Genomic DNA, 19,956 nt, shown 5'->3' on the forward strand with positions numbered 1-19,956 from the left:
GAAGCCGTCGCGCAGCGCGGCGGCGGCGCGCCGTGAGGCGCGCGGCATCGAGAAGGAGAAGCCGTTTGCCGAAGTTGAGCGTCGATCTCGACACCATCAAGCGCCTCGCGCAGTTCGCGGCCCGGCGCAGCGCCGAGGATCGCATCCCGCAAGTGGCGGGCAGCCTGACCTTCACGACGATGCTGGCGCTCGTGCCGCTCGTGACGGTCGCGTTCGCGCTGTTCACCGCGTTCCCGATGTTCGCGTCGTTCCAGATCTCGCTGCAGGGGTTCCTCGCGGACCACCTGATGCCCGCGCAGTTCAACATCCAGATCTTCAAGTACCTGAACCAGTTCGCGTCGAAGGCCAAGGGGCTGACGACGGCCGGCCTGATCGTGCTCGTCGTCACGTCGGTGATGACGATGATGACGATCGAATCGGCGTTCAACCTGATCTGGCGCGTGCGCAAGCCGCGGCCGTTCGCGCAGCGCGTGCTCGCCTACTGGGCGTTGATCACGCTCGGCCCGCTGCTGTTCGGCGTGAGCCTGTCGATCTCGTCGTACCTGTTCACGCAGTCGCTCGCGTTCACCGGCGCGGGGCCGTCCACGTCGATCGTCGAGTGGCTGCTCGCGCTCGCGTCGCTGCCGCTGACGGTGCTCGCGTTCACGCTGCTGTACGTGTACTTGCCGAACTGCGCGGTCGCGTGGCGCGACGCGGTGATCGGCGGGCTGTTCGCGGCCGTCGCGTTCGAGCTCGCGAAGCGCGGCTTCGGCTACTACGTGCGGCGCATTCCGACTTACACGGCCGTCTACGGCGCGTTCGCGGCGCTGCCCGTGTTCCTGCTGTGGGTGTACCTGAGCTGGTTCATCGCGCTCCTCGGCGCGATGGTGGCGTCGGCGCTGCCGGCGATCCGCGTCGGGCAGTTTCACCGCATCCACTATCCGGGCAGCGACCTGCTCGACGCGCTGGAGCTGCTCGCGCGGCTGGCCGAAGCGCGCGCGGCCGGCAAGCGCGGCTATACGGCGATGCGGCTCGCGACGATGCTGCGCTGCGACATGGAAACCGCGCAGCGGTTGCTGACGACGATGGAGGAGCGGGAATGGATTGCGCGGCTCGACGGCGGCGGCGAGACCACGCCGCGCTACATCCTGCTCGCGAATCCGGAGCAGCTGACGCTCGCGCAACTGTTCGACGTGCTGGTGATCGACCGCACGGAACTGACCTATCAACTGCAGCGGCGCCGCAGCCACGTCGAAGGCGCGGCGCTGCTCGCGGTGCTGTCGAGCGACCGGTTCGACGTGTCGCTCGCGTCGCTGATCGCCGCGCACCGGCTCGCGGGCGCACAGCCGGCCGGGATCGCCGGGCAGGCGCCGGACGCCGTGCCCGACCCGCACGCGCGGCCGCCGCGGCCTGCGTGAAGGCGGATTCCGGCGGCTACAGCGGAATCTTGCCGGTGCAGATGTCCTTGAACATCACCCAGTCGCCCATCAGGCTGTAGATCGGGTGCCGGAACGTGGCCGGGCGGTTCTTCTCGAAGAAGAAGTGTCCGACCCACGCGAACCCGTAGCCGCAGACGATCGCCGCCGGCAGCCACAGCCAGTAGCCGGTCGCGATCGCCATCGCGACGCAGCCGATCACGCCGAGCGAGCCGATGAAATGCAGCCGCCGCGACGTCAGGTTCTGGTGTTCGTTCAGGTAATACGGGTAGAAATCAGCGAAGCTGGCGAATTGCTCGGAATGCGTATGCGCCATGGCCGTCTCCTCGGGCCGCCGTCGATAGGGCCATTGTGCGGCGGCCGGCCCGTGTCCGCAAGCGGGGGCGGGCCGCCGCGCGGGGCCGCGCTTTCCTTTTGACAGGCTTTCCGATAGGATCGAAAGAGATTTTGCATTCAAGCATGAGGGGACTACGATGCGCGTCAGCGATATTCTGAAAGTGAAGGGCAACACGCTGTTTACGGTGACGCCCGATAAGCCGCTGCGCGAAGCGGTCGATACGATGGCCGAACACGATATCGGTTCGCTCGTCGTGATGGAGTACGGCGATCTCGTCGGGATGCTGACGTTTCGCGAGATCATCCTGCGCCTGCACGTGAACGGCGGCGCGATCGGCGACGTCCAGGTGCGCAAGGTGATGGACGAGCCGCTCACGTGTACGCCGGAAACCGACGTCAACGAAGTGCGCCGGATGATGCTCGAGCGTCACGCACGCTACATGCCGGTGCTCGACAAGAAGGTGCTGATGGGCGTCATTTCGTTCTACGACGTCGCGAAGACGGTCGTCGAGGCGCAGAGCTTCGAGAACCGCATGCTGAAGGCGTACATCCGCGACTGGCCGGAGTCGGAATCGGAAGCCGAAGCGCACAAGCCGTGAACCACGCCGCGCCCGGCACCTGGATGCATGGGCGCCGCCATCCGGCACACGGCGGCGCAGGCTTGTCCTGCGCCGCCTTTTTTTCAACGACAACACAAGGCCCGCGCAGCTTCGCCAAGACGATGCGCGCGTATTCCGCATGAGCGATCAAACGCAAGCTTCTTCGGAGCGGCGCGACGAACGTCGTGCCCACGCGTCGCAGTTCGACCTGCTGCGCGAGCGCCGTTTCGCACCGTTCTTCACGACCCAGTTCCTCGGTGCGCTGAACGACAACGTCTTCAAGATCGGCTTTACGTCGCTCGTCACCTATCACACCGCGCGGTTCTCCGGCGTCGACGCGAAGACGGCCGCGTTCCTGATCTCCGCGATCTTCATTCTGCCGTTCGTGCTGTTCTCGGCGACGTCCGGCCAGATCGCCGACAAATACGACAAGGCGACCCTCACGCGCTTCGTGAAGAGCTTCGAGATCGTGCTGATGCTGGTCGGCGCGGCCGGCTTCGTCACGCACAGCGCGACGCTGCTGTATCTGTGCACGTTCATGATGGGGATGCACTCGACGCTGTTCGGGCCCGTCAAGTATTCGTACCTGCCGCAACATCTCGGCGAGCATGAGCTGGTCGGCGGCAACGGCCTCGTCGAAATGGGCACGTTCATCGCGATCCTGATCGGCACGATCATCGGCGGCGCGGCCGCGGGCATCGAAGGCGCCGGCGAGCGCGTGCTCGCGGTGAGCGTCGTCGTGATCGCGCTGGCGGGGCGGCTCGTCGCGCAGCGCGTGCCGTCGACGCCGGCGCCGCAGCCCGATCTCGTGATCAACTGGAATCCGGTCAGCGAGACCTGGCGCAATCTCGCGCTCGCGCGCCAGAACCGCACCGTGTTCCTGAGCCTGCTCGGCATCTCGTGGCTGTGGTTCGTCGGCGCGACGTTCCTCACGTCGTTCTTCAATTTCGCGAAGGACGTGCTGTCCGCGAGCCCCGACGTCGTCACGATCCTGCTCGCGACGTTCTCGGTCGGCATCGGCCTCGGCTCGCTGCTGTGCGAGCGGCTGTCGCAGCGGCGCGTCGAGATCGGCCTCGTGCCGCTCGGCTCGATCGGCATCAGCGTGTTCGCGATCGAGCTGTATTTCGCGAGCCACGCGCTGCCGTCGCCCGGCCACCTGCTGTCGGTCGGCGAATTCCTGGCCGGCGCGCGCCACTGGCGCATCCTGGCCGACCTGTTCCTGCTCGCGATGTTCGGCGGCTTCTACAGCGTGCCGCTGTACGCGCTGATCCAGAGCCGCAGTGCGCCGACGCACCGCGCGCGGATCATCGCCGCGAACAACATCCTGAACGCGCTGTTCATGATCCTGTCGGCCGTGATGGCGATGGGGCTGACCAAGGCCGGCGTCGACATCCCGGGGCTGTTCCTCGTCACCGCGCTGCTGAACGTGATCGTCGCGACGTATATCTACCTGCTCGTGCCCGAGTTCCTGCTGCGCTTCGTCGCGTGGGTGCTCGTGCACACCTTCTACCGGATCCGTCTCGTCCACGGGGAGCGGATTCCCGCGGAAGGGGCGGCCGTGCTCGTGTGCAACCACGTCAGCTACGTCGACGCACTCGTGCTGGCTGCCGCGAGCCCGCGCCCGATCCGTTTCGTGATGGATCACCGGATCTTCAAGACGCGCTTCGCGAGCTGGGTGTTCCGGCACGCGAAGGCGATCCCGATCGCGCCGCGCCACGAGGATCCCGCGATGCTCGCGCGCGCCTACGACCTGTGCGAAGCCGCGCTGAAGGAAGGCGAACTCGTGTGCATCTTCCCCGAGGGCAAGCTGACGAAGACGGGCGACATCAACACGTTCCACCACGGCATCACCGAGATCCTCGGCCGCACGCCGGCGCCGGTGATCCCGATGGCGCTGCGCGGGCTGTGGGGCAGCTATTTCTCGCGGCATTCCGACGCACGGATGCCGCGCCCCATCAAGCGCGGCGTGATGAGCCGTCTGACGCTGGCGGTCGGCGAGCCGGTCCCGGCGTCGGTCGCGACGCCCGAGTCGCTGCAGGCGGCGGTGACCGAGCTGCGCGGCGCGCGGAAGTAGGCGGGCGCCGGCCGGTTCCGTGCCGGCATCCGCTGGCCGCCGGGCCGGAACGGCCGTCGGGCGGCACTGGCCGGGCTGCCCGTGTACGTGTCGTGCGCCCGGCCGGCATGTCATGCGGCCCGCGGGCCCGGGACGGCTGGCATAATAGCGGCTTACCTCTTTTTCTCGACCGGCAAACGATCGACCTGCCCGCGGCCCGGGTAGCGCATCGGTTTGCCCATTTCACTTTGGGCGGTTCCATCATGTCCGGCAATACCCTCGGCACGCTTTTCACTGTCACGACCTTCGGCGAGTCGCACGGTCCCGCGATCGGCTGCGTGATCGACGGCTGCCCGCCGGGGATGGGGCTGACCGAAGCCGACATCCAGGTCGAGCTCGATCGCCGCAAGCCCGGCACGTCGCGGCACGTGACGCAGCGGCAGGAGGCCGACGAGGTCGAGATCCTGTCGGGCGTGTTCGAAGGCGTGACGACCGGCACGCCGATCGCGCTGCTGATCCGCAACACCGACCAGCGCAGCAAGGACTACGGCAACATCGTCGAGACGTTCCGTCCCGGTCACGCCGATTACACGTACTGGCAGAAATACGGCATCCGCGACTATCGCGGCGGCGGCCGTTCGTCCGCACGCCTGACCGCGCCGATCGTCGGTGCGGGTGCCGTTGCGAAGAAGTGGCTGCGCGAGCGCTTCGGCGTCGAGGTGCGCGGTTACATGAGCGGCCTCGGCGAGATCGACGTGCCGTTCGTCGACTGGTCGCACGTGCACGAGAACCCGTTCTTCTCGCCGAATGAGGCGGTCGTACCGGAACTCGAGGCGTACATGGATGCGCTGCGCAAGGATGGCGATTCGATCGGCGCGCGCATCGACGTCGTCGCGTCGGGCGTGCCGGTCGGCTGGGGCGAGCCGGTGTTCGACCGTCTCGATGCCGATATCGCGAAGGCGATGATGAGCATCAACGCGGTGAAGGGCGTCGAGATCGGCGCGGGCTTCGACAGTGTCGCGCAACGCGGCTCGGTGCACGGCGACGAACTGACGCCGGGTGGTTTCGTCGGCAATCACGCGGGCGGCGTGCTCGGCGGGATTTCGACGGGGCAGGACATCACCGTGTCGATCGCGATCAAGCCGACGTCGAGCATCCGTACGCCGCGCCGTTCGATCACGAAGGCCGGCGACGAAGCGACGGTGGAAACGTTCGGCCGTCACGATCCGTGCGTCGGTATTCGTGCGACGCCGATCGCCGAGTCGATGCTCGCGCTGGTGCTGATCGACCATGCGCTGCGCCATCGCGCGCAGTGCGGCGACGTCGAGACGCCGACGCCGAAGATTGCCGGCAGCGCGACCTGACGCAAACGGGCGGGGCGCGTCGCCTGGCGGACGTGCCGGGAATGCAAAACGGGGCGCTGCTTCAGGCAGCGCCCCGTTTCGTTTTCAGCGACCCCAAAAAACGCGCCGCTCGTGGCGGCGCGTTCCGGCGGATCGGCGGTGGTCCGATTACATGTTCGGGTAATTCGGCCCGCCGCCGCCTTCCGGCGTGACCCACACGATGTTCTGCGTCGGGTCCTTGATGTCGCAGGTCTTGCAGTGCACGCAATTCTGCGCGTTGATCACCAGGCGATCGCTGCCGTCGTCGTTCTTCACGAACTCGTACACCGCCGCCGGGCAGAAACGCCCCTCCGGCCCCGCGTACGTGCGCAGGTTCACGTTCACCGGCACGTTCGCATCCTTCAGCGTCAGGTGCGCCGGCTGGTTCTCTTCGTGGTTCGTGTTCGAGATGAACACCGACGACAGCCGGTCGAACGTCAGCTTGCCGTCCGGCTTCGGATATTCGATCGGCTCGCACTGCGACGCCGGCTTCAGCATCTCGTGGTCCGCATGCTTGTGGTGCAGCGTCCACGGCACGTTGCCGCCCATCACCTTCTGCTCGAGCCCGACCATCAGCGTGCCCAGGTACAGGCCCTTGGCCATCCACTGCTTGAAGTTGCGCGCGCGATACAGCTCCGTGTACAGCCACGACTGCTTGAACGCGTCCGGGTACGCGTTGAGTTCATCGCTCTGGCGGCCGGCCTGCACCGCGTCGAACGCGGCGTCGGCCGCCAGCATGCCGGTCTTGATCGCCGCATGGCTGCCCTTGATCCGCGATGCGTTCAGGAAGCCCGCGTCGTCGCCGATCAGCGCGCCGCCCGGGAACACCGTCTTCGGCAGCGACAGCAGGCCGCCTGCCGTGATCGCGCGCGCGCCGTACGACACGCGCTTGCCGCCTTCGAGGAACGCGCGGATCGACGGATGCGTCTTGTAGCGCTGGAATTCCTCGAACGGCGACAGGTACGGGTTCGTGTAGCCGAGGCCGACCACGAAGCCGACCACGACCTGGTTGTTGTCCATGTGATACAGGAACGAGCCGCCGTACGTATCGGACTTCAGCGGCCAGCCGGCCGTGTGGATCACGAGGCCCGGCTTGTGCTTCGCGGGATCGATTTCCCACAGTTCCTTGATGCCGATCCCGTACGCCTGCGGCTCCGCGTTCGCGTCGAGCTTGAACTTCGAGATCAGCTGGCGGCCGAGGTGGCCGCGGCAGCCTTCGGCGAACAGCGTGTACTTCGCGTGCAGCTCCATGCCGAGCTGGAAGTTCTCGGTCGGCTCGCCGTCCTTGCCCACGCCCATGTTGCCGGTCGCGACGCCTTTGACCGAGCCGTCGTCGTTGTACAGGATCTCGGCGGCCGGGAAGCCCGGGAAGATCTCGACGCCCAGCGCTTCGGCCTGTGCCCCGAGCCAGCGCGTGACGTTGCCCAGCGAAATCACGTAGTTGCCGTGGTTCTGGAAGTTGGCGGGCAGCGCCCAGTTGGGCGTCGTGACCGCGCTTTTCTCGGACAGGAACAGGAAGCGGTCTTCCGTCACCTCGACGTCGAGCGGCGCACCCCGTTCCTTCCAGTCGGGGAACAGTTCGTTGATCGCGCGCGGGTCCATCACCGCGCCCGACAGGATGTGCGCGCCGATCTCGGAACCCTTCTCGAGCACGCACACGCCGATCTCGGTGCCTTTCTCGGCGGCCAGCTGCTTGAGCCGGATCGCCGCCGACAGCCCGGCGGGGCCGCCGCCGACGATCACGACGTCGTATTCCATCGATTCGCGCGGGCCGTATTGCTCGATGAGGCTTGCGGGGGTCATTGGCGTTCCTCTAACCGTTAGAATGCTTTTATTCGGGAGCGTATTGTCTGCGAAACGAAACGCTTGCCGCAACAACATGCGGGCAGATTAGCACGATCGTTCTATTTTTGTGCTAGGGTAAGGCTGCCTGGGCTGTGCCGCCCGGGCGGGTGAAACGACATCGAAAGGGGATGTGCAAATGGGTCGATCGATCAATCTGGAAGGCAAGGTTGCGCTGGTCACGGGCGCGTCGAGCGGCCTCGGTCAGCGCTTTGCGCAGGTACTGTCGCAGGCCGGCGCGAAGGTCGTGCTCGCGAGCCGCCGCGTCGAGCGCCTGAAGGAACTGCGCGCGGAGATCGAGGCGGCCGGCGGCGCCGCGCACGTCGTGTCGCTCGACGTGACCGACATCCAGAGCATCAAGGCGGCCGTCGCGCATGCGGAGACGGAAGCCGGCACAATCGACATCCTTGTGAACAATTCGGGCGTCTCGACGATGCAGAAGCTCGTCGACGTGACGCCGGAGGATTTCGAGTCCGTGTTCGATACGAACACGCGCGGCGCATTTTTCGTCGCACAGGAAGTCGCGAAGCGGATGATCATGCGCGCGAACGGGAGCAGCAACGGCAAGCCGCCTTGCCGGATCATCAACATCGCGTCGGTGGCCGGGTTGCGCGTGTTCCCGCAGATCGGGCTGTTTGCGATGAGCAAGGCCGCGGTCGTGCAGATGACGCGCGCGATGGCGCTCGAGTGGGGGCGCCACGGGATCAACGTCAACGCGATCTGTCCGGGCTATATCGATACCGAAATCAATCATTACCTGTGGGAATCCGAGCAGGGCCAGAAGCTGCAGTCGATACTGCCGCGCCGGCGCGTCGGCAAGCCGCAGGATCTCGACGGGCTGTTGTTGCTGCTCGCGGCCGACGAGTCGCAGTTCATCAATGGCTCGATTATCTCCGCCGATGACGGCTTCGGCCTCGCCTGAGCGGATGACATTCAGCAACAAAGAAGACTGCAATGAGTGAAACAAGCGATTACTCCCCCGTTTTTGAGATGTCGATGCCGATCCGCTGGGGCGACATGGATGCGTTCGGCCATGTGAACAACACGGTCTATTTCCGCTACATGGAGCAGGCGCGGATTTCGTGGTTCGAGCAGCTCGGCATCGCCGGCGGCAACGGCGAGGGGCAGGGGCCCGTTATCGTCACGGCGTCGATGGAATTCCTCAAGCAACTGCACTATCCGGGCGACGTGATCGCGAAGATGTCGGCCGCGAAACCGGGCCGAAGCAGTTTCGACACCGGGTTCGAACTCACGCGCGCGGATGATCCGCAGCATGTCTATGCGCGTGGCAACGCGCGTTGCGTGTGGGTCGATTACGCGCTCGGCAAGTCGGTGGAACTGCCGCGCCTGCTGCGCGACACGATCGAGCGCGCGCTCGCGGCGAAGGTCGGCTGAGTGCCGATGCGGTGACGTCGGCACGGCGTGCCGGTGAGTCGCCATGCCTGTTGTCACCCGAATCGGCCGCCATGCGCGGCCGATCGTCATTCGGGCGCGCCATCCATTGCGCGTTCACTGCCCGAGCAGGCGCTGCAGCAGCTCCGGCGTATTGCTCGTTCCGTACTTGCGCATCAGCCGTGCGCGGTAGATGTCGACCGTGCGCGAGCTGATGTCGAGCACGCGCCCGATCTGCTTGCTGGTCTTGCCGGTGGCGAGTTGCGCGGCGATCTCGCGCTCGCGCGGGGTCAGCTCGACCGCGACGCGGCGTGTCGCGCTCAAATCCTCGAAGGTCCACACGCCGGCCGCGAGCGGCGCGGTGCGGTCGAGTGCGCGGCCCGTCACGTGGCACCAGAACAGCTCGCCGTCCGCGCGCTTCATGATTCTGTCATCCGAGTAGATGCCGTTCGCGGCCATCACGCGCGCGATGCGCTCGCCGATGCGCTGGAATTCGTCCGTCGACGGGTAGAGCACCTCGTACGATTTTCCGATCAGGTCGGCCCGCGCGCAGCGGAAGATCGACGCGAGCGCGTCGTTGCAATCCTCGATCACGCGGTCGCGCGACAGCACGAGACCGAGCGGCGCGAGGTGGAAGGCAGTCTGGTAATCGAGAGCGGGCATGGCGCGGGCAAGCGGAGGCAAACGCTTATGTATTTTTGCGTATTGTGCCGCATCCGCGCCGCATCGTACCCTTTCAGGCATCTCGTGGCGGGTTGCCGCGACATAAAAACAGCGCGCTTCGACGCAGGCACTGCCGCGCATGCATAGAATGATGCGGCAGGCTTGCGGCCCAGGTGGGCGCGTGAACCGGTTTTGCTGGTTTCCATAGAGGAAGGGACAACTGATGAACAAAGTCTATCCAAGCGCGGCTGCCGCGCTGGAAGGGATCGTCCGCGACGGACAGACCTTCGCGGTGGGCGGCTTCGGCCTGTGCGGGATTCCCGAGGCGCTGATCGCGGCATTGCGCGATTCGGCCGTCAAGGGCATCACCTGCATCAGCAACAATGCGGGCGTCGACGGCTTCGGCCTCGGTCTGCTGCTGGAAACGCGCCAGATCAAGAAGATGATCTCGTCGTACGTCGGCGAGAACAAGGAGTTCGAGCGTCAGTACCTGGCCGGCGAACTCGAGCTCGAATTCACGCCCCAAGGCACGCTCGCCGAGAAGCTGCGCGCGGGCGGCGCGGGCATTCCCGCCTTCTTCACGAATACCGGCTACGGCACCGTGATCGCGGAAGGCAAGGAAACGCGCCAGTTCGGCGACCGCCACTACGTGCTCGAGCCGTCGCTGACGGCCGACGTCGCGCTCGTGAAGGCGTGGAAGGCCGACAAGTCCGGCAACCTGATCTACCGCCGCACCGCGCGCAACTTCAACCCGATGTGCGCAATGGCCGGCAAGATCACCGTGGTGGAGGTCGAGGAGATCGTCGAGAATGGCGCGCTCGATCCGGACCAGGTCCATACGCCGGGGATTTTCGTGCAGCGCATCGTGCTGAACGCGATGCCGGAAAAACGCATCGAACAACGCGTCGTACGCGCGAAAGGAGACTGACATGGCCTGGAATCGTGACCAGATGGCCGCGCGCGCGGCGAAGGAACTGCAAGACGGCTTCTACGTGAACCTCGGCATCGGCCTGCCGACGCTCGTCGCGAACCACGTGCCGGAAGGCGTCGAGGTGTGGCTGCAGTCGGAGAACGGCCTGCTCGGCATCGGCCCGTCGCCGACCGAAGACGAAGTCGACGCCGATCTGATCAACGCCGGCAAGCAGACCGTCACGACGCTGCCGGGCTCGTCGATCTTCTCGTCGGCCGACTCGTTCGCGATGATTCGCGGCGGCCACATCAATCTCGCGATCCTCGGCGCGATGCAGGTCAGCAAGCAGGGCGACCTCGCGAACTGGATGATCCCGGGCAAGATGATCAAGGGGATGGGCGGCGCGATGGACCTCGTCGCGGGCGTCGGGCGTGTCGTCGTGCTGATGGAGCATGTCGCGAAGGGCGACCAGCACAAGATCCTCGAAGAGTGCAACCTGCCGCTGACGGGTGTCGGCGTGGTCGACCTGATCATCACCGATCTCGGCGTGATCGAAGTGACGCCGGCCGGCCTGAAGGTCCTCGAGCTCGCCGACGGCGTGAGCGCCGACGAGATCCAGGCGAAGACGGGCGCGCCGCTCGACGTCAGCGCGGTCGCATAAACCCGCCGCGCATCGGCGCGGATTCGACGCCCCGCCTGCCGGCCGACGGCAGGCGGGGCGTTTGTCATTGCGCCTCGGCGGGACGCCGGTTCGGGGGCCGATGAGCCGACCCGTGCGACGGAAGCGGTTTACAATCGTTGGCATCGGGCGTCGCAAGCGTTGCCCCGCGCGTCGCCCCCCGTTCTCGACAGGATGCCAACGATGCCAACGACCCCAGCGAATCCTCCGGTTCCCCGCCAGCGGCGCGTGCAGTGTGCGAGTGCCGCCGGCCTTCATCGCATCGCCTATACCGAGTGGGGCGATCCCGCCAATCCGCGTGTGCTGGTCTGCGTGCATGGCCTGACGCGTTCGGGGCGTGATTTCGACCGGCTCGCCGCCGCGCTGTCCGATACGTATCGCGTCGTCTGCCCCGATGTCGCCGGACGTGGCCGGTCTGACCGGCTGGCCGATCCGCGGCTCTATGCGATTCCGCAGTACGTGGCCGACATGGTGACGCTGATCGCACGGCTCGACGTCGAATCGGTCGACTGGTTCGGCACGTCGATGGGCGGCCTGATCGGCATGGCGCTCGCGGGGCTGCCCGGTTCGCCGCTGCGCCGGATGATCGTCAACGACGTCGGTCCGCGCATCGAGCACGATTCGCTGACGCGCATCGGCGAATATCTCGGCGTGCAGCCGCGCTTCGACACCGAGCAGGAGGCCATCGACTATCTGACGTCGCTGTCGTTGCCGTTCGGCGCGCTGAGTGCCGACGAGTGGCGCGAGATCAACGGGCCGTTGCTGCGCGAGCTGCCGGAAGGCGGCTGGACGATGCGCTACGATCCGCGCATCGCCGAGCCGTTCAAGGCGACAACGCCCGAACTGGCCGCGCTTGGCGAGGCCGCGCTGTGGCATGCCATCGAGACGACGGAGGCGTCGCTGCTCGTCGTGCGCGGCGAGACGTCCGACTTGCTGTCGCGCGAGACGGTGGCCGACATGGTGCGTCGCGGCCGGCATGTGACGCACGCGGAGATTCCGGGTGCCGGCCACGCGCCGGCATTCGTCAGCGCCGACCAGATTGCGCTCGCACGGCGGTTTTTCGTCGAAGGCGACGCATAAACGCGTCATAATATGCGGTTCGGCGGCACGCGGGCCGTGCTGCCGTCCGATTTCCTTACCCATTCACGACCGGAACATTCCATGGCAGTCATTCGTCACCACGTCGGGGCCCGTCTCTCCGAAACCGCGATCCACAACGGTACCGTGTATCTGGCCGGCCAGATCGCCGAAGACACCACGCAGGACATCAAGGGCCAGACGCGCGAAGTGCTCGGCCACATCGATCGCCTGCTCGCCGAAGCGAACAGCGACAAGGCGCATTTGCTGTCGGTGCAGATCTACATCTCGGATCTGGCGAACTTCGACGGCATGAATGCGGAATGGGACGCATGGGTCGCGCAGGGCAACACGCCGCCGCGCGCGACCGTCGAGGCGAAGCTCGCGGATCCGGCGCTGCTCGTCGAAATCGTGGTGGTCGCCGCGCAGCGGAGCTGAACTGGGCGTTACCCGACGATGACCGTATTCCGCCAGGCCGTGCAATGACCGAGTCCGTTTCCGCTTCCCCCGTCGCGGCGCCGTCGTTCGACGACGTGCTCGCGTTCGTGCGCGAGCGGGCCGGCGACGCGCGCCTGTCGTCCGGTGAGCTGCTCGCCGATCACTCGGCGGGTACCGCGGCGATCATGCGCACGCTGAACGTCGATCCGTCCGCGATGCAGGCCGCCGCGCTGTTCGTGCTGACGCCGCACCTGAGCAATCCGGAGCGTGAGCTCACCGAGCGTTTCGGCGAAGAAGTGGCGCGGCTCGTGTCCGACGTGCGCAAGCTGCTGAGGCTCGGCACGGTCAGCCTGCGTGCCGCGCAGAATGCCGTGCCCGACGCCGGGCGCGACGCGGCGGAGGAGCGGCGCACGCAGATCGAGGCGCTGCGCAAGATGCTGCTCGCGTTCGCGCAGGACATCCGCGTGGTGTTGATCCGGCTCGCGTCGCGGTTGCAGTCGCTGCGCTACTACGCGGCCATGAAGATCGACCCGCCGCCCGACGTTGCGCGCGAGACGCTCGAGATCTATGCGCCGCTCGCGAACCGTCTCGGTATCTGGCAACTGAAGTGGGAGCTCGAGGATCTCGCGTTCCGCTTCGAGGATCCCGTCACCTACAAGCGGATCGCGAAGCTGCTCGACGAGAAGCGCATCGAGCGCGAGGCATACGTCACGCAGGCGATCGGGCGGCTGCAGCACGAGCTGGCGGAAGCGAACATCCAGGCCGACGTGAGCGGCCGGCCGAAGCATATCTACAGCATCTGGCGCAAGATGCGCGGCAAGGAACTGGATTTTTCCGAGCTGTACGACGTGCGCGCGTTTCGCGTGATCGTGCCGGACATCAAGGATTGCTACGCGGTGCTCGGCATCGTGCATCACCTGTGGCAGCCGGTGCCGAAGGAATTCGACGACTACATCTCGCGGCCGAAGCCGAACGGCTACAAGTCGCTGCATACGGTCGTGATCGGCGACGACGGTCGTGCGTTCGAGGTGCAGATCCGCACGCAGGAGATGCATCGTTTCGCCGAGTACGGCGTGGCCGCCCACTGGCGCTACAAGGAGGCCGGCGCGCGCGGGTACGGCGGCCAGTTCTCGGCAAGCGACAAGTACGACGAGAAGATCGCGTGGCTGCGCCAGTTGCTGGCGTGGAAGGACGACGTCGAGGACGGCACCGAGGTGTCGGGCGACCAGGCGTGGGCGCAATTGCGCGAGACGTCGCTCGACGACGACCACATCTACGTGCTGACGCCGCAGGCGCGCGTGATTGCGCTGCCGCAGGGCGCGACGCCGGTCGATTTCGCGTACCACCTGCACAGCGAGCTTGGCCACCGTTGTCGTGGCGCACGTGTCGACGGCGTGATGGTGCCGCTGAACACGTCGCTCGCGAACGGCCAGACGGTCGAGATCGTCGCGGTGAAGGAGGGCGGACCGTCGCGCGACTGGCTGAACGTGCAGCTCGGCTACATGAAGAGCCCGCGCGCGCGGCAGAAGGTGCGTGCGTGGTTCAACTCGATCGAGCAGGAAGAAAACGTCGCGCACGGCCGGGCGCTCGTCGAAAAGACGTTGCAGCGCGAAGGCAAGACGTCGGTCAGCCTGGACAACCTCGCCGCGAAGCTCGGCTTCAAGTCGCCCGAGGAGCTGTTTTCGGTCGTCGGCAAGGAAGAGTTCAGCCTGCGCAACGTCGAGCACGCACTGTCCGATGCGCCGCCGCCGGAACCGGCGCCCGAGGCGCCAGCCGATTTCGAGAAGCGCAGCAGCGGTGCAAGCGTGGCGCACGGCGCGTCCACCGGTGTGCTGGTGGTGGGCGTCGACGCGCTGCTGACCCAGCTCGCGCGCTGCTGCCGTCCGGCGCCGCCCGATCCGATCAGCGGTTTCGTCACGCGCGGCAAGGGGATGTCGATTCACCGCACCGACTGCCCGACGTTCCGCCGGATGGTCGAGCGCGCGCCGGAACGCGTGCTGCAGACGACCTGGTCGGCCGACGTGCTGGGCGGGCGCGGTGCGTCCGTCTATCCGGTCGACCTGATGATCGAGGCGAGCGATCGGCAAGGGTTGCTGCGCGACATCTCCGAAGTGTTCGCGCGCGAAAAGATGAACGTCGTGGGCGTGAAGACGCAGAGCCGCCGCAATGCGGCATTCATGCAGTTCACGGTCGAGGTGTCGAATTCGGCGCAGGTGCAGCGCGCGTGCACGCTGCTCGGCGAGGTGCAGGGCGTGGTGCGGGCGGGGCGGAAGTCATGATGGGGTTGGCGCCCCATTATTTTGCTGCGACCGCATAAAAACGCTTGCCAAACCTGTAGCAGCTCCATATAATCTTAGCTTCTCTAGGCTCGTAGCTCAGCTGGTTAGAGCACCACCTTGACATGGTGGGGGTCGTTGGTTCGAGTCCAATCGAGCCTACCAACGAATTGAGAATGCCCGGCCTCCGGGTGTTCGATGCAGTAAATTACTCAACGCGAACAAGGCGAATACGGTTATGACACCGCGAACGTTGACCGAAACTACTTCGGAGCGACGCTAGTCGAGGAACGTTTTCGCCCTTTCAGTTTGAGTGAAGTATCGAATGCGGCCCCTCGAAAGCGGGGCCGCATTTTTTTTGTCGCGAAATTTTCACGCGTGATTTTCATTCCGCGTACCTGGTCTGCCGCCCACTGTCGGCATCACGGAGATTGCTATGGTTTCGATACGCTTGCCTGACGGCTCAGTTCGACAATACGAGCATCCGGTGACAGTTGCCGAGGTTGCAGCCTCGATCGGTCCCGGCCTTGCAAAGGCTGCGCTTGGTGGCAAGCTCGATGGCGAGCTCGTTGACGCGTCGACGGTGATCGACCGCGACGCATCGCTCGCGATCGTCACGGACAAGGATGCCGACGGTCTCGACATCATCCGTCACTCGACGGCGCACTTGCTCGCCTACGCGGTGAAGGAGCTGTACCCGGATGCGCAGGTGACGATCGGCCCGGTGATCGACAACGGCTTCTATTACGACTTCTCGTACAACCGCCCGTTTACGCCCGAAGATCTGGAAAAGATCGAAAAGCGCATGCAGGAGATCGTGAAGAAGGACGAGCCCGTCACGCGCCGCGTCGTGTCGCGCGACGAGGCGGCCGGTTACTTCCGCAGCATTGGCGAGAAGTACAAGGCCGAGATCATCGAATCGATTCCGCAAAGCGACGAAATCAAGCTGTACTCGCACGGCGGCTTTACCGACCTGTGCCGCGGCCCGCACGTGCCGTCCACCGGCAAGCTGAAGGTCTTCAAGCTGATGAAGGTCGCGGGTGCGTACTGGCGCGGCGATTCGAAGAACGAGCAGCTGCAGCGCATCTACGGCACGGCCTGGACCAAGAAGGAAGACCAGGACCAGTACCTGCACATGCTCGAGGAAGCGGAAAAGCGCGACCACCGCAAGCTCGGCAAGCAGCTCGACCTGTTCCACATGCAGGAAGAGTCGCCGGGCATGGTGTTCTGGCATCCGAAGGGCTGGGCGCTGTGGCAGCAGGTCGAGCAGTACATGCGCCGCCGCGTGAACGACGCCGGCTACCTCGAGATCAAGACGCCGATGATCATGGACCGGTCGCTGTGGGAAGCGTCGGGCCACTGGCAGAACTACCGCGAGAACATGTTCACGACGGAGTCGGAGAAGCGCGACTACGCGATCAAGCCGATGAACTGCCCGGGCCACGTCCAGGTGTTCAAGCATGGTCTGCGTTCGTACCGCGATCTGCCGCTGCGTTACGCGGAGTTCGGCTCGTGTCACCGCAATGAGGCGTCGGGCGCGCTGCACGGCCTGATGCGCGTGCGCGGCTTCGTGCAGGACGATGCGCACATCTTCTGTACGGAAGACCAGTTCATCTCGGAATCGATCGCGTTCAACACGCTGGCGATGAGCGTGTACAAGGATTTCGGTTTCGATCACATCGACATCAAGCTGTCGTTGCGTCCGGAGCAGCGCGCGGGCACCGACGAGACGTGGGATCGCGCGGAGCAGGGCCTGCGCGACGCACTGACGGCCTGCGGCCTCACGTGGGAAGAGCTGCCGGGCGAAGGCGCGTTCTACGGCCCGAAGATCGAGTACCACATCAAGGATGCGCTCGGCCGTTCGTGGCAGTGCGGCACGCTGCAGCTCGACATGGTGCTGCCGGAGCGCCTCGGCGCCGAGTACGTGGCGGAGGACAACAGCCGCCGCCGGCCGGTGATGCTGCACCGCGCAATCGTCGGTTCGATGGAGCGATTCCTCGGCATTTTGATCGAGCACCATGCTGGTGCAATGCCCGCCTGGCTCGCGCCGTTCCAGGCAATTGTGCTGAATATCGCCGAAAGTCAGGCCGAATATGCGCACTCTCTGGCCCAAACGTTGCAAAAACAAGGGGTTAGAGTGGCGGCCGATTTGCGCAACGAGAAGATTAGCTATAAAATACGCGAGCACACGCTGGAAAAGGTGCCTTATCTCCTCGTCGTGGGCGATAAGGAGCGTGATGCGCAAACGGTAGCCGTGCGTGCCCGTGGCGGCGTCGATCTTGGCGTAATGCCGGTCGAAGCCTTCGTTGAGCGTCTGCAGGAAGACCTGCGCTCGTTCAAGTAACCGCCCTGGCAGCGCGGCTCGTTTTTTTAATTTTTAGAGGAAACGTAACATCGCTACTGATAAGTCGTCGCACCGCATCAACGGTGAAATCACTGCGCCGGAAGTGCGCCTGGTCGGGATCGAGAACGAACCGCTCGGTATCGTAAAACTCGCTGATGCTTTCCGTAAATCGGAAGAACTGGATGTTGACCTGGTGGAAATCGCGCCGCAAGCGGTTCCCCCGGTTTGCCGTCTGATGGATTACGGCAAGTTCAAGTACCAGGAATCGAAGAAGCAGCACGAAGCGAAGCTGAAGCAGAAGGTCATCCAGGTCAAGGAAGTCAAGTTCCGCCCGGGTACCGATGACGGTGACTACAACGTCAAGCTCCGCAACCTCGTGCGCTTCCTCGAAGAGGGCGACAAGACGAAGATCACGTTGCGTTTCCGCGGCCGTGAAATGGCTCACCAGGAGATCGGTATGCGGATGCTTGAGCGTCTGCGCACGGATCTCGAGGAAGTCGGCCAGGTCGAGCAGATGCCGAAGATGGAAGGGCGCCAGATGATCATGGTGCTCTCGCCGAAGAAAAAGAAGTAACGGGCCCGCGCGCGTTGCGCGCTGGTTCGACAGTGGTTCGGCGCGTTGCCCGGTCAGGGCGGCGCGCCAACAATGACGGCGGCTGCGCAAGCGGCACGCCGTACACAAGTGGACTGGGTTTCGAAGGGCGGGTCAAGGGCGCAAGCCAACCGCACACCCATCGCCATCTAATAAACTGGAGTTGTTCGTCATGCCTAAGATGAAGACCAAGAAGAGCGCTGCAAAGCGCTTCGTGGTGCGTCCGGGCGGTACCGTCAAGCGCGGTCAAGCCTTCAAGCGCCACATCCTGACCAAGAAAACCACGAAGAACAAGCGTCACCTGCGCGGCGCAACGGCAGTTCATGATTCCGATCTGAACTCCGTCCGCGCGATGCTGCCGTTCGCGTAACCCCTCAACTGATACTCTAAGGAGAGAAACATGCCTCGAGTCAAACGTGGGGTAACCGCACGGGCCCGCCACAAGAAGATCATCAACCTGGCCAAGGGTTATCGCGGCCGCCGCAATAACGTCTACCGCATCGCCAAGCAAGCGGTGATGCGCGCTGGTCAGTACGCGTACCGCGACCGCCGCAACAAGAAGCGTGTGTTCCGCGCACTGTGGATCACGCGTATCAACGCGGCAGTTCGTCAGCACGACATGACCTACAGCGTGTTCATCAACGGCCTGAAGAAGGCGTCGATCGAACTCGACCGTAAGGTGCTGGCTGACATGGCGGTGTTCGACAAGGCTGCTTTTGCTGCGATCGTCAAGCAGGTGAAAGCCGCCGTTGCAGCCTAATTGCGAAATTAGCACTGCGTGGTTAGTTGCAGCGATGTTCCGGTAGTCTCGGCCGCTGCAGCGAAAACGGGGCTCTTCCGAGCCCCTTTTTTGTTTGGTGGAGCAGTTTCGCTCGCCAAGACCGAATGACGTTGGAAATGATGGGATCTATGGATCTGGACCAGATTGTCGCCGACGCGCAGCAGTCCTTCGAACAGGCTGCCGACATCACCACGCTCGAAAACGAGAAAGCACGATTTCTCGGCAAGTCGGGTGCGCTGACCGAGTTGCTGAAGGGCCTCGGCAAGCTCGATCCCGAAACGCGCAAGACCGAAGGCGCACGCATCAACGTCGTGAAGCAGCAGGTTGAAGCCGCGCTGACCGCCCGTCGCCAGGCACTGGCCGACGCGCTGCTGAATCAGCGCCTCACTGCCGAAGCGATCGACGTGACGCTGCCGGGCCGCGGCGCCGGCGCAGGCAGCCTGCACCCCGTGATGCGCACGTGGGAGCGGGTCGAACAGATCTTCGGCTCGATCGGTTTCGATGTGGCCGACGGCCCCGAAATCGAGACGGACTGGTACAACTTCACGTCGCTGAACAGCCCGGAGAACCATCCGGCGCGTTCGATGCAGGACACCTTCTACGTCGAAGGCAAGGATGCCGACGGCCGCCAGCTGCTGCTGCGCACGCACACGAGCCCGATGCAGGTGCGTTATGCGCGCATGAACCGTCCGCCGATCAAGGTGATCGCGCCGGGCCGCACGTATCGCGTCGACAGCGATGCGACCCACTCGCCGATGTTCAATCAGGTCGAGGGGCTGTGGATCGACGAAAACATCAGCTTCGCCGACCTCAAGGGCGTCTATACCGACTTCCTGAAAAAATTCTTCGAGCGCGACGACATCCTCGTGCGCTTCCGTCCGTCGTATTTCCCGTTCACGGAACCGTCGGCCGAGATCGACATGATGTTCGAGCAAGGCAAGAACGCGGGCAAGTGGCTCGAGATCTCCGGCTCGGGGCAGGTGCATCCGACCGTGATCCGCAACATGGGCCTCGATCCCGAGCGCTACATCGGCTTCGCGTTCGGCAGTGGCCTCGAGCGTCTGACGATGCTGCGCTACGGCGTCCAGGATCTCCGGCTGTTCTTCGAGAACGACCTGCGTTTCCTGCGCCAGTTCGCATAACGCCGCTCGCCGCGCCGACCTGTGCCCGCGCACGC

Annotated in this window: 19 protein-coding genes and 1 tRNA gene; 17 read left to right on the forward strand and 3 right to left on the reverse strand. The window is 64.9% G+C overall.

The genetic code is table 11. The annotated features are described in order from the left end of the window. Window positions 1–65 precede the first annotated feature (65 nt). On the forward strand, window positions 66–1,397 hold the full coding sequence (locus tag ACWMMN_RS07440) for a YihY family inner membrane protein (RefSeq protein ID WP_059234741.1): 1,332 nt from the start codon (window positions 66–68) through the stop codon (window positions 1,395–1,397). A gap of 16 nt (window positions 1,398–1,413) precedes the next feature. Here ACWMMN_RS07440 and ACWMMN_RS07445 read toward each other — a convergent pair whose 3' ends face one another. Further along, window positions 1,414–1,731, reverse strand: a complete 318-nt coding sequence (locus ACWMMN_RS07445; RefSeq protein ID WP_059234740.1) for an Mpo1-like protein — start codon at window positions 1,729–1,731, stop codon at window positions 1,414–1,416. Between the two features lie 157 nt (window positions 1,732–1,888). Between ACWMMN_RS07445 and ACWMMN_RS07450 the strand changes: the two genes are divergently transcribed. The 3 genes from ACWMMN_RS07450 to aroC all read left to right on the forward strand — a co-directional run bounded on the left by ACWMMN_RS07450 (window position 1,889) and on the right by aroC (window position 5,767). Beyond that, window positions 1,889–2,350: a CBS domain-containing protein gene (locus tag ACWMMN_RS07450; protein ID WP_059234738.1), complete on the forward strand. Its 462-nt coding sequence runs from the start codon at window positions 1,889–1,891 to the stop codon at window positions 2,348–2,350. A gap of 139 nt (window positions 2,351–2,489) precedes the next feature. Next, the gene (locus ACWMMN_RS07455; protein WP_059234736.1) at window positions 2,490–4,424 is read left to right on the forward strand and encodes an MFS transporter; all 1,935 of its coding nucleotides are present in this window, start codon (window positions 2,490–2,492) and stop codon (window positions 4,422–4,424) included. Between the two features lie 242 nt (window positions 4,425–4,666). Beyond that, window positions 4,667–5,767 (forward strand): chorismate synthase, encoded by a 1,101-nt coding sequence (gene aroC / locus ACWMMN_RS07460; RefSeq protein ID WP_059234733.1) that lies wholly within the window; start codon window positions 4,667–4,669, stop codon window positions 5,765–5,767. Window positions 5,768–5,914: 147 nt separating this feature from the next. Here aroC and ACWMMN_RS07465 read toward each other — a convergent pair whose 3' ends face one another. Beyond that, a complete protein-coding gene (locus ACWMMN_RS07465; RefSeq protein ID WP_059234730.1) occupies window positions 5,915–7,588 on the reverse strand; it encodes an electron transfer flavoprotein-ubiquinone oxidoreductase in 1,674 nt (557 codons plus the stop codon). Between the two features lie 178 nt (window positions 7,589–7,766). On the opposite strand from ACWMMN_RS07465, the gene ACWMMN_RS07470 reads away from it, so the two are divergent. Both ACWMMN_RS07470 and ACWMMN_RS07475 read left to right on the forward strand, forming a co-directional pair. Further along, entirely contained in the window at window positions 7,767–8,549 is a 783-nt protein-coding gene (locus ACWMMN_RS07470) for an SDR family oxidoreductase (RefSeq protein WP_059234728.1), read from the forward strand. A 32-nt stretch (window positions 8,550–8,581) separates the two neighbouring features. Continuing rightward, window positions 8,582–9,022 (forward strand): acyl-CoA thioesterase, encoded by a 441-nt coding sequence (locus tag ACWMMN_RS07475; RefSeq protein ID WP_174991401.1) that lies wholly within the window; start codon window positions 8,582–8,584, stop codon window positions 9,020–9,022. A gap of 114 nt (window positions 9,023–9,136) precedes the next feature. Here ACWMMN_RS07475 and ACWMMN_RS07480 read toward each other — a convergent pair whose 3' ends face one another. Continuing rightward, window positions 9,137–9,682 carry a PAS and helix-turn-helix domain-containing protein gene (locus ACWMMN_RS07480; RefSeq protein WP_174991402.1) on the reverse strand — a complete coding sequence of 182 codons (546 nt, stop codon included), beginning with the start codon at window positions 9,680–9,682 and terminating at the stop codon, window positions 9,137–9,139. Between the two features lie 223 nt (window positions 9,683–9,905). On the opposite strand from ACWMMN_RS07480, the gene ACWMMN_RS07485 reads away from it, so the two are divergent. The 11 genes from ACWMMN_RS07485 to pheS all read left to right on the forward strand — a co-directional run bounded on the left by ACWMMN_RS07485 (window position 9,906) and on the right by pheS (window position 19,921). Then, on the forward strand, window positions 9,906–10,610 hold the full coding sequence (locus ACWMMN_RS07485; RefSeq protein WP_486423167.1) for a CoA transferase subunit A: 705 nt from the start codon (window positions 9,906–9,908) through the stop codon (window positions 10,608–10,610). A 1-nt stretch (window position 10,611) separates the two neighbouring features. Beyond that, window positions 10,612–11,253, forward strand: coding sequence for a CoA transferase subunit B (locus ACWMMN_RS07490; protein ID WP_006476194.1), 642 nt, complete (start codon window positions 10,612–10,614; stop codon window positions 11,251–11,253). Between the two features lie 201 nt (window positions 11,254–11,454). After that, on the forward strand, window positions 11,455–12,351 hold the full coding sequence (locus ACWMMN_RS07495; RefSeq protein ID WP_486423168.1) for an alpha/beta fold hydrolase: 897 nt from the start codon (window positions 11,455–11,457) through the stop codon (window positions 12,349–12,351). An 81-nt stretch (window positions 12,352–12,432) separates the two neighbouring features. After that, entirely contained in the window at window positions 12,433–12,786 is a 354-nt protein-coding gene (locus ACWMMN_RS07500) for a RidA family protein (RefSeq protein WP_021162422.1), read from the forward strand. 44 nt (window positions 12,787–12,830) lie between these two features. Then, complete coding sequence (locus ACWMMN_RS07505; RefSeq protein WP_174991403.1) at window positions 12,831–15,065, forward strand: RelA/SpoT family protein; 2,235 nt, start codon at window positions 12,831–12,833, stop codon at window positions 15,063–15,065. Between the two features lie 85 nt (window positions 15,066–15,150). Further along, window positions 15,151–15,227: transfer RNA gene (locus tag ACWMMN_RS07510), tRNA-Val, on the forward strand. A gap of 271 nt (window positions 15,228–15,498) precedes the next feature. Next, entirely contained in the window at window positions 15,499–17,406 is a 1,908-nt protein-coding gene (gene thrS / locus ACWMMN_RS07515; RefSeq protein ID WP_059234718.1) for a threonine--tRNA ligase, read from the forward strand. A gap of 49 nt (window positions 17,407–17,455) precedes the next feature. After that, window positions 17,456–17,980 (forward strand): translation initiation factor IF-3, encoded by a 525-nt coding sequence (gene infC, locus ACWMMN_RS07520; RefSeq protein WP_071734130.1) that lies wholly within the window; start codon window positions 17,456–17,458, stop codon window positions 17,978–17,980. Between the two features lie 190 nt (window positions 17,981–18,170). Beyond that, on the forward strand, window positions 18,171–18,368 hold the full coding sequence (gene rpmI, locus ACWMMN_RS07525) for a 50S ribosomal protein L35 (protein ID WP_004191477.1): 198 nt from the start codon (window positions 18,171–18,173) through the stop codon (window positions 18,366–18,368). A 30-nt stretch (window positions 18,369–18,398) separates the two neighbouring features. Beyond that, window positions 18,399–18,758: a 50S ribosomal protein L20 gene (gene rplT, locus ACWMMN_RS07530; RefSeq protein WP_004192938.1), complete on the forward strand. Its 360-nt coding sequence runs from the start codon at window positions 18,399–18,401 to the stop codon at window positions 18,756–18,758. Between the two features lie 149 nt (window positions 18,759–18,907). After that, window positions 18,908–19,921: a phenylalanine--tRNA ligase subunit alpha gene (gene pheS, locus ACWMMN_RS07535; RefSeq protein ID WP_059234715.1), complete on the forward strand. Its 1,014-nt coding sequence runs from the start codon at window positions 18,908–18,910 to the stop codon at window positions 19,919–19,921. The last annotated feature ends 35 nt before the right edge of the window (window positions 19,922–19,956 follow it).

It is taken from the genome of Burkholderia cepacia complex sp. TUM26381 (assembly GCF_057439935.1).

What these genes read in the sequence shown, in the direction of transcription:
- ACWMMN_RS07480 (WP_174991402.1), bottom strand. Translation starts at nt 9,682, where the DNA reads ATGCCCGCTCTCGATTACCAGACTGCCTTCCACCTCGCGCCGCTCGGT.
- aroC (WP_059234733.1), top strand. Translation starts at nt 4,667, where the DNA reads ATGTCCGGCAATACCCTCGGCACGCTTTTCACTGTCACGACCTTCGGC.
- ACWMMN_RS07505 (WP_174991403.1), top strand. Translation starts at nt 12,831, where the DNA reads ATGACCGAGTCCGTTTCCGCTTCCCCCGTCGCGGCGCCGTCGTTCGAC.
- thrS (WP_059234718.1), top strand. Translation starts at nt 15,499, where the DNA reads ATGGTTTCGATACGCTTGCCTGACGGCTCAGTTCGACAATACGAGCAT.
- ACWMMN_RS07445 (WP_059234740.1), bottom strand. Translation starts at nt 1,731, where the DNA reads ATGGCGCATACGCATTCCGAGCAATTCGCCAGCTTCGCTGATTTCTAC.
- ACWMMN_RS07470 (WP_059234728.1), top strand. Translation starts at nt 7,767, where the DNA reads ATGGGTCGATCGATCAATCTGGAAGGCAAGGTTGCGCTGGTCACGGGC.
- ACWMMN_RS07500 (WP_021162422.1), top strand. Translation starts at nt 12,433, where the DNA reads ATGGCAGTCATTCGTCACCACGTCGGGGCCCGTCTCTCCGAAACCGCG.
- ACWMMN_RS07495 (WP_486423168.1), top strand. Translation starts at nt 11,455, where the DNA reads ATGCCAACGACCCCAGCGAATCCTCCGGTTCCCCGCCAGCGGCGCGTG.
- ACWMMN_RS07485 (WP_486423167.1), top strand. Translation starts at nt 9,906, where the DNA reads ATGAACAAAGTCTATCCAAGCGCGGCTGCCGCGCTGGAAGGGATCGTC.
- pheS (WP_059234715.1), top strand. Translation starts at nt 18,908, where the DNA reads ATGGATCTGGACCAGATTGTCGCCGACGCGCAGCAGTCCTTCGAACAG.
- rpmI (WP_004191477.1), top strand. Translation starts at nt 18,171, where the DNA reads ATGCCTAAGATGAAGACCAAGAAGAGCGCTGCAAAGCGCTTCGTGGTG.
- ACWMMN_RS07455 (WP_059234736.1), top strand. Translation starts at nt 2,490, where the DNA reads ATGAGCGATCAAACGCAAGCTTCTTCGGAGCGGCGCGACGAACGTCGT.
- ACWMMN_RS07475 (WP_174991401.1), top strand. Translation starts at nt 8,582, where the DNA reads ATGAGTGAAACAAGCGATTACTCCCCCGTTTTTGAGATGTCGATGCCG.
- ACWMMN_RS07450 (WP_059234738.1), top strand. Translation starts at nt 1,889, where the DNA reads ATGCGCGTCAGCGATATTCTGAAAGTGAAGGGCAACACGCTGTTTACG.
- rplT (WP_004192938.1), top strand. Translation starts at nt 18,399, where the DNA reads ATGCCTCGAGTCAAACGTGGGGTAACCGCACGGGCCCGCCACAAGAAG.
- ACWMMN_RS07490 (WP_006476194.1), top strand. Translation starts at nt 10,612, where the DNA reads ATGGCCTGGAATCGTGACCAGATGGCCGCGCGCGCGGCGAAGGAACTG.
- ACWMMN_RS07465 (WP_059234730.1), bottom strand. Translation starts at nt 7,588, where the DNA reads ATGACCCCCGCAAGCCTCATCGAGCAATACGGCCCGCGCGAATCGATG.